General features: G+C 68.5%; 12 protein-coding genes. 3 read left to right on the top strand and 9 right to left on the bottom strand.

The window, feature by feature from the left end:
- Window positions 1-119 precede the first annotated feature (119 nt).
- Window positions 120-254: a hypothetical protein gene (locus AC3WLY_RS10745; protein ID WP_279610740.1), complete on the top strand. Its 135-nt coding sequence runs from the start codon at window positions 120-122 to the stop codon at window positions 252-254.
- Window positions 255-288: 34 nt separating this feature from the next.
- Here AC3WLY_RS10745 and AC3WLY_RS10740 read toward each other — a convergent pair whose 3' ends face one another.
- From AC3WLY_RS10740 to AC3WLY_RS10730, 3 genes are read right to left on the bottom strand one after another with little or no spacing between them, the layout of a single operon-like run.
- A complete protein-coding gene (locus AC3WLY_RS10740; protein ID WP_310134767.1) occupies window positions 289-600 on the bottom strand; it encodes an AtuA-related protein in 312 nt (103 codons plus the stop codon).
- On the bottom strand, window positions 600-1958 hold the full coding sequence (locus tag AC3WLY_RS10735; protein WP_492309408.1) for an acyclic terpene utilization AtuA family protein: 1359 nt from the start codon (window positions 1956-1958) through the stop codon (window positions 600-602). Before AC3WLY_RS10735 ends, AC3WLY_RS10740 begins: the two co-directional genes overlap by 1 nt.
- A gap of 39 nt (window positions 1959-1997) precedes the next feature.
- The gene (locus AC3WLY_RS10730) at window positions 1998-3296 is read right to left on the bottom strand and encodes a CitMHS family transporter (protein WP_492309407.1); all 1299 of its coding nucleotides are present in this window, start codon (window positions 3294-3296) and stop codon (window positions 1998-2000) included.
- Window positions 3297-3393: 97 nt separating this feature from the next.
- Here AC3WLY_RS10730 and AC3WLY_RS10725 point away from each other — a divergent pair, with 97 nt between their 5' ends.
- Entirely contained in the window at window positions 3394-4290 is an 897-nt protein-coding gene (locus tag AC3WLY_RS10725; RefSeq protein WP_492309406.1) for a LysR family transcriptional regulator, read from the top strand.
- 39 nt (window positions 4291-4329) lie between these two features.
- On the opposite strand, the gene AC3WLY_RS10720 is transcribed toward AC3WLY_RS10725, so the two are convergent.
- Entirely contained in the window at window positions 4330-4914 is a 585-nt protein-coding gene (locus AC3WLY_RS10720; protein ID WP_310134779.1) for a flavin reductase, read from the bottom strand.
- A gap of 133 nt (window positions 4915-5047) precedes the next feature.
- The gene (locus AC3WLY_RS10715) at window positions 5048-5473 is read right to left on the bottom strand and encodes a VOC family protein (RefSeq protein WP_175963870.1); all 426 of its coding nucleotides are present in this window, start codon (window positions 5471-5473) and stop codon (window positions 5048-5050) included.
- 112 nt (window positions 5474-5585) lie between these two features.
- On the opposite strand from AC3WLY_RS10715, the gene AC3WLY_RS10710 reads away from it, so the two are divergent.
- Window positions 5586-6476 carry a LysR family transcriptional regulator gene (locus tag AC3WLY_RS10710; RefSeq protein ID WP_492309405.1) on the top strand — a complete coding sequence of 297 codons (891 nt, stop codon included), beginning with the start codon at window positions 5586-5588 and terminating at the stop codon, window positions 6474-6476.
- A 38-nt stretch (window positions 6477-6514) separates the two neighbouring features.
- Here AC3WLY_RS10710 and AC3WLY_RS10705 read toward each other — a convergent pair whose 3' ends face one another.
- The 4 genes from AC3WLY_RS10705 to AC3WLY_RS10690 are packed head-to-tail and all read right to left on the bottom strand — an operon-like array spanning window position 6515 to window position 11477.
- Window positions 6515-7288 carry a hypothetical protein gene (locus tag AC3WLY_RS10705; protein ID WP_175963872.1) on the bottom strand — a complete coding sequence of 258 codons (774 nt, stop codon included), beginning with the start codon at window positions 7286-7288 and terminating at the stop codon, window positions 6515-6517.
- Between the two features lie 55 nt (window positions 7289-7343).
- On the bottom strand, window positions 7344-9923 hold the full coding sequence (locus tag AC3WLY_RS10700; protein ID WP_492309404.1) for a TonB-dependent siderophore receptor: 2580 nt from the start codon (window positions 9921-9923) through the stop codon (window positions 7344-7346).
- A gap of 54 nt (window positions 9924-9977) precedes the next feature.
- Entirely contained in the window at window positions 9978-10964 is a 987-nt protein-coding gene (locus AC3WLY_RS10695; RefSeq protein ID WP_492309403.1) for a FecR domain-containing protein, read from the bottom strand.
- A gap of 3 nt (window positions 10965-10967) precedes the next feature.
- On the bottom strand, window positions 10968-11477 hold the full coding sequence (locus tag AC3WLY_RS10690) for a sigma-70 family RNA polymerase sigma factor (RefSeq protein WP_175963875.1): 510 nt from the start codon (window positions 11475-11477) through the stop codon (window positions 10968-10970).
- Window positions 11478-11747: the final 270 nt, after the last annotated feature.

Raw genomic sequence — 11747 nt, 5'->3', positions numbered from 1 at the left:
CCCGCGACGGGTCAACACGCCGACTGGATGGGAAAACCGGCGGTTCAGCGCATACTCGGGCGTTCCGACATTCATCGTTGCGAGGCCGGCCGCGCCGGTCTCGCCCACCGAAATCGCCCATGAAACTGAAGCTCGACATCGTCCAGCTCGCCGCGTCGCGCGCGATCTACGACTATCGAAAGGACCAGCGCCTGCACATCGCCGGCGAGCGCATCGAACACGCGGACGGGCGTCGCGAGCTGCTGATTCCGTGACCTTGTGCCCGCACCCCGGCGCCGACGCCGTCCGTCACGCCGGGTCGGGCACCTCGATCGCCAGCAACGCCGAACTGACCGACTTGCCGTGCGCATCGAGCGCGAGCGAGCGCGTCACGCCGCCGCCGAGCGCATCGCGCAGCACGAAGTTGAATGCACCCAGCGCCGGCAATTCGTAGCGCACGACGTCGCCGTGCACGATGCCCGCGAGCCACGCCTTCACCTTGTCGGCATCCAGATGCGTGCGCAGATGGTCGTAATGACGCGGATCGCGACAGATGACCGATACATTCAGCGTATTGCCCTTGTCGCCGGTGCGCGCATGCGCGAGTTCACGCAGTTGCATCATGCCTCCACGAATGAAAACGACGGCGTCACCGCCGCGCGCGGCAGCAGCACCGACTGCACCGCGATCACCTCGCGCGTCGACTTGAACGCGCCACCGCCGCCGGCCGGCCCGTTCGTATAGAGCGTCTCGACTTCGTTGCCGATCCGCGCCGCTTCATCGGCGCTCGCCGCGCGGCCGGCCACCCGCACGCGCACCTCGGCCGGCTCGCCGCGCACGGCCGGCGTCGCGTCCCCATACAGCGAATCGACGCCGATCAGGTCGAAGCGCAATTCGGTCGCGGCGACGCCGGTCAGCGCCAGCCGCTCGCGGACGATGTCGAGCGCGAGACGCGCGCGTTCGAGCGCGCCGGGGCCGCCGTACGAGATCTGCCCTTCGCCGATGTAGCCGTCGACGTACGCCACCGACACCTTCAGCGTATCGGGCCGCGCGGTACCGCGCCCGCCCGTCACGCGCACACGGTCCGTTGCTTCCTCCGCGACCGCGACCCGCGTGAAATCCGCGACGACGTCGGGCTGCAGATACCGCGCCGGATCGTGAATCTCGTAGAGCAGTTGTTCCTTGCAGGTCGCCGCGCTCACGCGGCCGCCCGAGTGCGCCACCTTCGTGATCACGACCGAGCCGTCCGCCGAGACTTCGCCGATCGGGAACCCGAGGCGAGCGAGATCCGGCACGTCCTTGTAGCCGGGATCGGCGAAATAGCCGCCCGTCACCTGTCCCGCGCATTCGAGCAGATGGCCGACGACCGTCGCCTGCCCGAGCGTGTCCCAGTCGTCCATCCGCCAGCCGAACGCGTGGATCAGCGGTGCGGCGAACAGCGACGGATCGGCGACGCGCCCGGTCAGCACGACGTCCGCGCCGGCCGCGAGCGCGTCGACGATCGGCGCGGCGCCGAGGTACGCGTTCGCGGACACGATGCGATTGCGATACGCGGCGACTTCGTCGCCCGATTCCTCGAAACGGAACGCGCAGCGCAGCACGACGTCGAGCACGTCGTCGCCTTCGACCGCCGCGACTTTCAATCGAGCAATACCGAGCGATTGCGCGATCTGCGCGGTACGTCTTGCCGCTGCGCGCGGATTCGCCGCACCCATGTTCGACACGATGCGCACGCCCTTCGGCACGGCGACCGGCAGCACCGCACGCATGCGCGCGTCGAGCAGCGGATCGTAGCCAAGCGCCGGATCCTTGCGGCGCGCCTGCTGCGCGATCGCGATCGTGCGCTCGGCCAGGCATTCGAAGACGAGATAGTCGAGCTGCCCGTGTTCCGCCAGTTCGACCGCGGGCTCGATCCGGTCGCCCGAGTAGCCGGCGCCCGCGCCGATGCGCACACGCCGTTCAGGTTGCTTTGCTGTCATGTCCGTACCGTCGTCCGGCGGGTGCGCCGCCGGGAAAAATCAAAAGATGCCCAGCACGACGCACGCGATCGTCATCACGATCGAGGCGCCGAACAGCAGCGGGAACGTGAATTTCTGATGCTCGGCCAGCTCGATGCCGCACAGGCCGACGACCAGGAACGTCGCGGGCGTCAGCGGGCTGACCGGAAACCCGGTCGTCATCTGGCCGAGCAACGCGGCCTGCCCGACCTGCACGGCCGGCACGCCGAGCTGGCCGGCCACCTCCGCGATCACCGGCAGCACGCCGAAGTAAAACGAATCGGGATCGAACAGCATGCTGAGCGGCATCGACGCGAGGCCGAGCACCACCGGAATATGGCCGGCCATCGACGGCGGCACGAAACCGACCGCGGCCTGCGCCATCGCCTTCAGCATCCCGCTGCCCTGCATGATCCCCGTGAACACGCCGGCCGCGAGCAGGATGCCGGCCATCATCAGCGCCGCGCGCGCATGCGCGTCGACCCGCTTCCTCTGCATGTCGACGTCCGGGTAATTCACCATCAGCGCGATGCACAGCCCGACCATGAACATGATCGCCGGCGGGATCTTCTCGCCCATCACGACCATCGTGCCGAGCACGACGAGCGTCAGCACGAGGTTGAACCAGAACAGGTGCGGCCGGCGCAGCGCCTGCTCGTCGGGCGTCAGTTCGCGCGTCGGCAGCGGGATCGATGCATCGTCGCGCGTGAGGCCGAGCCGCTTCTCCTCGCGCCGCCCGAGCCAGTACGCGACGCCGAACACGAACACGAGCCCGATCGCCTGAACCGGGATCAGCGGGTTGAACAGCGCCGACACCGGCAGGTGCAGCGACGCCGACGCGCGGATCATCGGCCCCGTCCACGGCAGGAAGTTGATGCCCGCGGCCATCGACACGGCCGCGGCCAGCACGCGCCTATCCATCTTCAGCCGGTCGTACAGCGGCAGCACGGCCGGTATCGTCACGAGAAAACAGACGGCGCCCGAGCCGTCGAGATGGATCAGCAGCGCGAGCAGCGTCGTGCCCATCACGATGCGCGTGGGCCGCGTGCCGACCGCGCGCAGGATGCGGTCGATGATCGGGTCGAGCGTGCCGGCGTCGGTGATCGTCCCGAAATACAGGATCGCGAACACGAACATCCCGACCACGGGCGCGAGGCCCTTCAGCCCGTCGATCACGAACTTGCTGGTGTGCAGCCCGAAGCCGCCGATCAGCGACGCCGCGATCGGCACGACGATCAGCGCGACGAGCGGCGACATCCGCTTCGACAGAATCGCGGCCAGCAGCACGACGATCGTGCCAAGCCCGAGTAACGGCAGCATCCGTGTCTCCTACCTTGTCTTTTGTTGGAGACGAGCGTAAGGTCGGCGCAGCGATAGCACAATTGAAATGATTTGATCGCAGCAATCACGAATCGTTATGGATCTGAATCTTCGCGACATCCGCGCCTTCGTCACCGTCGCGCACGCCGGCAACTTCACGCGCGCGGCCGCGCGGCTGCACCTGTCGCAGCCGGCGCTGACCGTGCAGATCCGCCGGCTCGAGGAAATCGTCGGCGCGCGGCTGTTCGACCGTAACAGCCGCAGCGTCGCGCTCACGCAGACCGGGCACGAGTTGCTGCCGCTGCTGCAGCGCTCGCTCGACGACATGGAGCGCGTGCTGCGCGATGCGCGCGCGCTCGGCGAAGGCACGAGCGGCACGGTGCGGCTCGCGTGCCTGCCGACCTTCGCGTCCAGCGTGCTGCCTGAGTTGATCCAGTCGTTCCGGCGCGACGTGCCGCGCGCGGGCTTCGAGATTCGCGACGGCGTCGCGAGCCTCGTCACCGCGCTCGTGCGCAACGAGGAAGCCGATCTCGGGCTGACGGGCGGCGATGCGTTCGATGCGTCGCTGGAAGTGTTGTACACGGGCGCCGACCGGCTCGTCGTCGTGTGCCCGAAAGATCATCCGCTCGCGCGCAAGCGCCGCGTGAGCACCGCCGACGTGGCAAGCGCGCCGCTCGTGCTGACCGCGCAGGGCACGAGCGTGCGCAGCGTCGTCGACGCCGCGCTGGAAGCGGCCGGCTGCGCGCCCGACATCGCGTGCGAGCCGACCTACATGATGACGGCCGTCGCGATGGTGCGCGGCGGCCTCGGCGTGACGATCCTGCCCGCGACCGCGCGCGAGGTGCGCGCCGAACCGGAGCTGGTCGCGAAGCCGATCGACGATCCCGCGTTCGTGCGGCCGATCGCGCTCGTCACGAAGCGCGGGCGCACGCTGCCGCGCGTCGCGCAGGCGTTCGCCGAAGCGATGCTGGCGGAATTGAAAAAGCGCGCGTGAGCCGCGCGCCCGGACCGGGAAAGAAAGCCTGCGTAACGCTTATTGCGCGTCCAGATCGACGTGCAGCGACTCGCCGATCGCATAGAAATTGCCGCCCGCGATGTAGTGCAGGCTGCGCAGCGCCGGATCGGCCGATTCGAAATACCAGTGGCCGTCGCGGAACACGCGCGTGTCGGACCACGCAGCGACCACCTCGCCGATGAACAGGTCGTAGGTCTGCTGGTTGTGCGGCTCGGGAATCAGCCTGCACGCGAGCCAGCCCGAGCAGCCGGCGACGAACGGCAGGTCATGGCCGTCGACGTCGAACAGCGTGACGCCCGCTTCACGCAGCTTGTCCGGCCGCTCGGCCAGACTGTGGCTGCCGACCGCGTGCGTGAGTTGCAACTGCGCGGCCGTCGGCACCTGGATCACGAACGTGCCGCTGCGCTCGACGAGCTCGCGCGTCTTCGCGGACTTGTCGAGCACGACCGTCAGCTTCGGCGGCAGGAAGTCCAGCGCGCACGCCCACGCGGCGGCCATCACGTTGTCGACGCCGTCGTGGCGGGCCGACACGAGCACGGTCGGGCCGTGATTGAGGAGTCGGTAGGCTTTCTTCAGCTCCACCGGAGCGATGTGACTGTCCATACGGGTTCCTTGGAGAACGGCACGCACGGACGGATGCCGTGCGGCACGGCGCCGGCCGGCGCGCCTGCGCGCGGCCCGGTACGAGGCCGCATTCTCGCACCCATTTTCAACCGGCGCAGACTCGCCCGATCCGTCACTTCGCGAACAGTTGCCCGATATCGCGGAACGCCTTGAACTCGAGCGCATTGCCGCACGGATCGAACAGGAACATCGTCGCCTGTTCGCCGACCTGCCCCTTGAACCGCACATACGGTTCGATCGCGAAGGTCACGCCGAACGATTTCAACCGCTCGGCCAGCGCTTCCCAGCTCGCCCAGTCGAGCACGACTCCGAAATGCGGCACCGGCACGTCGTGACCGTCGACGGCATTCGTATGCGCGCCTTCCTGCGACGCCGTCTTCGGATGCTCGTGAATCACGAGCTGGTGCCCGTAGAAGTCGAAGTCGACCCACTGCGTGCTCGAACGCCCTTCTTCCAGCCCGAACACGCGGCCGTAGAAATCGCGCGCGGCCGGCAGGTCGTAGACCGGAATCGCCAGGTGAAACGGGGAAAGACTCATGGTTGCCTCGTGAAGGAACGCTCGCGTGGCGCGAGGATCGCACCATGGTAGACAACGCCAGGCAAAAATTAAATCAATATATAGTTTTGCCATTCACAAACGGAATTGATCAATGATCCGCGAGCTGAAAACCCTTGTCGCCGTCGCCCGCGAAGGCACGTTCGCCGCCGCGGGCAATCGTATCGGGCTGACGCAGGCGGCCGTCAGCGCGCAGATGCAGCGCCTCGAAGCCGAACTCGGCTTTGCGCTGTTCGACCGGCAAGGCCGCTCGGCCCGCCTCAACGATATGGGTCATCACGTGCTCGACCAGGCGCAGGTGCTGATCCGCCTGTACGAGAACCTGAGTTCGACCGCGCCCGGCTCGCCGGCCGCCGTGCGCGTGACGATCGGCGCGATCGCGTCGGTGCAGGGCGCGCTGCTGCCGGCCGCGCTGGCCGATTTCCATCGCCGGCATCCCGCGTGCCGCACACGCGTGATACCGGGGCTGTCGATCGAGCTGGTCAACCGCGTCGACGCGGGCGAGATCGACATGGCCGCGATCATCCGGCCGCCGTTTTCGCTGCAGAGCGACCTGCACTGGACGACGCTCGCGCAGGAGCCGTTCCGGCTGATCGTGCCGCGCGGCGTGAAGGGCAAGGATTGGGCCGCGCTGCTCGCGAACGAGCCGTTCGTGCGCTACGACCGCGCGTCGTTCGGCGGCCGCCAGGTCGATCGTTTTTTGCGGAAGATGCACATCGCAGTGCGCGACACCTGCGAACTCGACGAGCTCGACGCGATCGTCAAGCTGGTCGAGAACGGTGTCGGCATCGCGATCGTGCCGCAGACAGCCGTGTATCGCCGCTGGCCGGCCGGCGTGCGCGCGATCGACCTCGGACACCACACGTTCCACCGCGACATCGGGCTCGTGCATCGCGCGCGGCGGACGATGTCGGAACCGGCGCAGATGCTGGCCCAACTAATAGAAGAGGCGTCGCGACGGCGCGCGCCGCCGCGGGCGGCCTGAGTCGCGCGACCGCACGGCGACGCCGTCGCCGTTGCGGATCAGCGCCGCCCGGCCGCCCAGTCGACGGCCGCGTCGAACAGCGCGAGCCCGGCCGGCGACAGGTTCGTGAACGTGTCGTTGTCGAGGAAGAACATCACGCGGCGCGCCGGCGCAAGCGCTTCGTAGTCCATCGTCGCGCCCTTCTCGTATGCGAAGATCGTGGCCTTGTCGGGTTGGCCGTACACGGTCGCGATCGTGATCGCACCGAGCCCCGGCTTGCCCCAGCTCATCGGCGCCTGCTTGCCGTACACGTTCGTCGCGCCGGCCGGCAAGCCGGCCGAAACCGGATGCGGCGCGTTGACGAGCCACAGGTAGCGCTCCTTGCCCGTTTCGCCGAAGTCGACGTCGTGACGCTTGCCCGTCATCGCGAGATCGTCGAGCAGGTCGTTTTCCCAGGTCACGAGCGGCTTGTCGAGCGTGCGCCAACCCGGCCGCACGTTCTTCGACGACACCGTCGACGAGATCACGACCAGGTCGGCATCGCGCGCCGCATCGGGCGTCGCCGATTCGTCGATCAGGCGCACCGCGTAGCCGCGTTCGCCGAGATGCTGGCCGATGCGCTCGTCGACCTTCAGGTTCGGGCCGCGCAACTGCACGAGCATCGCGACGCGCGTGACGGCCGGCGGTGCATCGGCTGCAAGCGCGGATGCCGGTACACCAGCGCCCAGGCCCGCACACAGCGCAAGCACCGACCCCGCGATCGTACGCAATGCGCGGCGCCGCGTGCCGGCGGCAACGGCGCGCACGGCGCCGGTCTTCATCTTCCGGTTCATCTGGATCTTCTCCGAAGCCGCGCGCCGTCGTTTCGGCCGCGCGGCGATTGCCTGGTCAGAACTGCAGCGTGGTCAGCAGCGACACCTGTCGCGCATCGCCGATCGCGACGAAGTAGCGGTTCGCGCTCGACGGGTAGTACGTGCGGTTGAACAGGTTCTTCACGTTGAGCTGAAACGACAGCTTCTGCTTGCCGATCCGCGTGTCGTACGTCGCGAACGCATCAGCAAGCACGTACGACGGCAGCGTGAAGCTGTTCGCCGAATCGCCGGGCCGCGCGCCGACGTAGCGGGCCGCCGCGCCGATGCGCAGGTCGTCGCCGCCGATCAGCGTGCCGACGTCGTAGACGGCCGCGAGCGACGCGGTGTGCCGCGCGACGTTCCACAGCCGGTTGCCCGCGTACAGCGGATCCTCGACCGTCTTCGCATCGATGTACGCGTAGCTCGCGATCACGTTCACGCGTTCGCCGATCTTGCCCGTCAGGTCGAGCTCGACGCCGCGCGAGCGCGCCTTGCCCGACGTGCGCCAGTCGGTCAGCTTCGTCGTGTCGTTGAACTGCGACACGAGCACGTTCTTCTTGTCGATGTTGAACAGCGCGAGCGTGCCCGTCATCCCGCCCGGCAGGTCGAGCTTGCCGCCGACCTCCCACGCGGTCGCCTCCTCGGGCGGCGTCGCACCGTCGATCACGTAGCCCGATGCCATCGGCGCGATCGACGAAGACGGCTTCAGCGATTGCGAATAGCTGCCGTACAGCGAGAACGAATCGGTCCACTTGTAGACGACGCCCGCGCGCGGCAGCCACTTCGAGCCGCTGAGGTCGGTGTTGGCCTTGAACGGCCGGCCGCGCCCCGCGACCTGGTTGTACGTGATGTAGCGGATCCCGCCCGACACGATCCACTTGTCGGTCAGGTGGATGCTGTCCTGGAGGAACACCGACGTGTCGTGCAGCGTGTCGGTCTGGTCGCTGTCGCTCGCGGAAACGGTGCTCGACGGCGGCAGCAGCCCGTACACCGGATCGATATAACTGAACGGCGCCTTCACGGCCTGCCGCAGCAGGTCCTTGCGATAGATGCGGCGGTACTCGCTGTCGACGCCGAGTTGCACGTCGTGGCGCATCCCCGCCAGCGTCACCTTGCCGTTCACGTAAGCGATGCCGTAGCTGTCGGTGCTGAGCGAACCGTGCGTCGCGTCGTTGCTGCGCGACAGCGTGCCCTTCACCGGATCGACGCCGGTCGTGCGCAGCTGGTTCGCGTCGTAGGTCTCGCGGTTGTAGCTGTAGCCGAGATGCGCGCTCCAGTCCGCGTTGAACTGGTGATCGATGCTCAGTTGCGCGAGATGCGATTCGCCGTCCATGTTGTTGAACGGCTCGTCGATCCGCCGCCGCGCGGGAATGTCGAGCGGCGCATTGGTGCGCGGGTCGAGCGCGGTGCCGCGATCGAACGGCGAATGGAACTTGCGGTACTCGTAGGACGCCACGACCTGCGTATCGCGGCCGTACCACGCGAGCGACGGTGCGACGAAGGTCTGCCGGTATTCGCCGAAGTTGCGCCAGTACTGTTCGTTCGACTGGTCGACGATCAGCCGGTACGCGAGCCGCGAATCGCCGACCGGCCCCGTCGAGTCGAACGTCGCGCTGCCGCCGTTCTTGCCGTGCCCGAACGTCGACGCGCCGAGCGAGATCGCGTTGTAGTGCGTGAGTTGCGGCTGCTTGCTGACGACGTTGACGACGCCGCCCGGATCCATCAGCCCGTACAGCAGCGACGTCGGCCCCTTGAGCACCTCGACGCTGTCGACCGCTGCGTTGAACGAACGCCCCTGCACGATCGGCATGCCGTTGTGCATGACCGAGCCGTCGCGGTTGTCGCCGAAGCCGCGCTTCATGATCGTGTCCTGCGTGCCCGCGAGCGTGTTGCCCTGCGTGATGCCACTCACGTTACCGAGCGCGTCGTCGAGATTGCGCGGACGCTGGTCGCGCAGCACCTGTGCGGGCACGATGTTGACCGCCTGCGCGGTGTCGAGCAGCGGAATCTCGGAACGCAGCACGCCCGCTTCCTTCGGCGCGCGATAGCTTTCGGCCCGCAGCGCGCGGGTGCGCACCGTGATCGCCGGCAGTTCGGCGGCGGCCGCCGCGCCGGTCGCCGCAGGCTGCGCGACCGAGCCGTTCGCGCGCATCAGCGTGTAGCCGCCGCCCGGCTGGCGCAGCGCGACGAGCCCCGTACCCGCCAGCAGGCGGTCGAGCGCACCGTCGACGTCGAACCGGCCCTGCACGCCGCCACTCGTCAGGCCGGCCGTCAGCTCGGTCGGAAACGCGAGCAGGATGCCCGCGTCGCGCCCGAACCGGTTCAGCGTCGCTTCGAGCGGGCCGGCTGGAATGTCGAGCGCGCGACGCGATGCGCGCTGCGCGGCAGGCGCCGCATCGGCGTCGGTGTCGGCCAGCGCGGGCAGCGGCAGCAGCGCCGACAGCAGGACGGCGCCGGCCAGCCGGCGCGCGAAGCGGCCCGGTGCGGCGGGCGCGGCCGGGCGCAATGCACGCGGCAGATGACGGGCGGGCGCCGGGCGGCGCCGATACGTGAGACGGATGGAAACCATGATCGGAGAGTCGGTGGACGATGGGCCAGTGCTGCTTTCATTACCCATGTCACGCGAACATCGAGAAACAGCTCAGGTCGGCGGAGAATTTTTTCGCAGCGCTCACGATCGGGCCGGCACGACCGTTGCCCAGTAGCGCGTCAGGTAGTCGACGTCGATCGGCAGCGTCGCCTTCAGCGTGTCGAGCACGCGCGCCGGATCGTCGAGCGGATAGGTGCCCGACACGAGCAGGTCGGCCACGGCCGCATCGCAGCGCAGGCTGCCGCGGCGATAGCGGTCGAGCTCGGCGACGAGGTCGGCCAGCCGCATGCGCGACGCGACGAGCATGCCGTCCGTCCACGCGGACGCATACGCAGTGAGCGGCGCCGGCTCGCCGATGGCGTCGCGCGTGAAATCAGCACCCTCTCCCGCCGCGATCACGCGCGCGCCGGCCGTCGCGTCGACCGGCTGCACGCGCACGGCCCCGGCGAACACCTCGATGCGCGTCGCGCCGTCGCGCTGCCGTACCGCGAAGCGCGTGCCGAGCGGCCGCAGCTCGCCCTGCGCGGTTGCGACGACGAGCGGCCGTGCGGGCACGCGATCGTCGTGGCCGCTCGTCACCATGATCGTGCCGCGCAGCAGGCGCAGGCGACGCACGGTGTCGTCGAAGCGCACGTCGAGCGCCGTATCGGTATCGAGCACGACGACCGTGCGGTCCGCGAGCGTCACCGCGCGCCGTTCGCCAACCGCCGTTCGCAGATCGGCCGGCCAGATCGCCGCACGGCGCGCGGGCTCGGCCATCCACGCGGCACCACCCGCAAACAGCAGCACGGCCAGCGCCTTCACGGCCGCGCGGCGGCGACCCGCACGCGGCGGCAGCAACGCCGCGTGCGCGGCCTGCGTATCGATCCCGGCCGCCAGCCTGCCGAACCTGCGCTGCATCGTTTCGATATGACGCCATGCCGCGTCGTGCGCCGGATCCTCGGCACGCCAGCGCGCGAGCGCGGCCTCGAATGCGTCGTCCGTGCGGCCGGTCTGCCGGTCGACCCACCATTCGACTGCACGACGCGCGACATGCGGCGGCACCGCCGGCGCTCCCGGGGCGGCCATCGGTCAGGCCGCCATCGCGAAGAAGCACTGCGTGCCGGCCTTCACGAGATGGCGCTTCACCGTCGCGAGCGACACGCCGAGTTCGCGCGCGATCTCGGCCTGCGTGAGGCCATCGAGCTGCGCGAGCAGGAACGCGCGCTTCGCCGCGAGCGGCAGGCCGTCGAGCAGCCGGTCGATTTCCAGCAGCGTCTCGAGCACGACGGCCCGCTCCTCCGGCGACGGCGCATACGCTTCCGGACGCTGCGCGAGCACGTCGAGATACGCGCGCTCGATCTGCTCGCGCCGCCAGTGGTTGCTCAGCACGCGTTGTGCGACCGTCGTCAGGAACGCGCGCGGCTCGTCGGCGCCGATCGGCTCGTCGCGCACGAGCAGGCGCATGAACGTGTCGTGCGCCAGGTCGGCCGCGCGGTGCGCGCAACCGAGCTTCCGGCTCAGCCAGCCGCGCAGCCACGCGTGATGGCCGGCATAGAGGGCGTCGATTTCTCGATGGAGAGACAGCTTGTCAGCGGACATGGCCGGGTTCCGGAGTGTGCAGGCGGCGGCAATTTTGTAAATGAGAATGATTATTATATACAAAAGCGAGCTTGCGACCGTGGTTTCGGTGCGCGGCGGCTACGCGACAGCGATGGATGGCGAAGCCGCGGTGCCGTCGCCGGCCGCAGGCGACACGCCATTAACACATTCATTACAGTCCGGCCAATTCAATTCATTAAACAATTATTTGACGGATCCATAACAATAGTCCGGCCGCCGCCATTCCCCCGAAAATCACCGGAAATTATC

This window comes from Burkholderia sp. FW306-1C-G01B (assembly GCF_058781685.1).
Note: the sequence above shows the minus strand (reverse complement) of the source record. Positions and strands in the feature narration are given on the sequence as shown.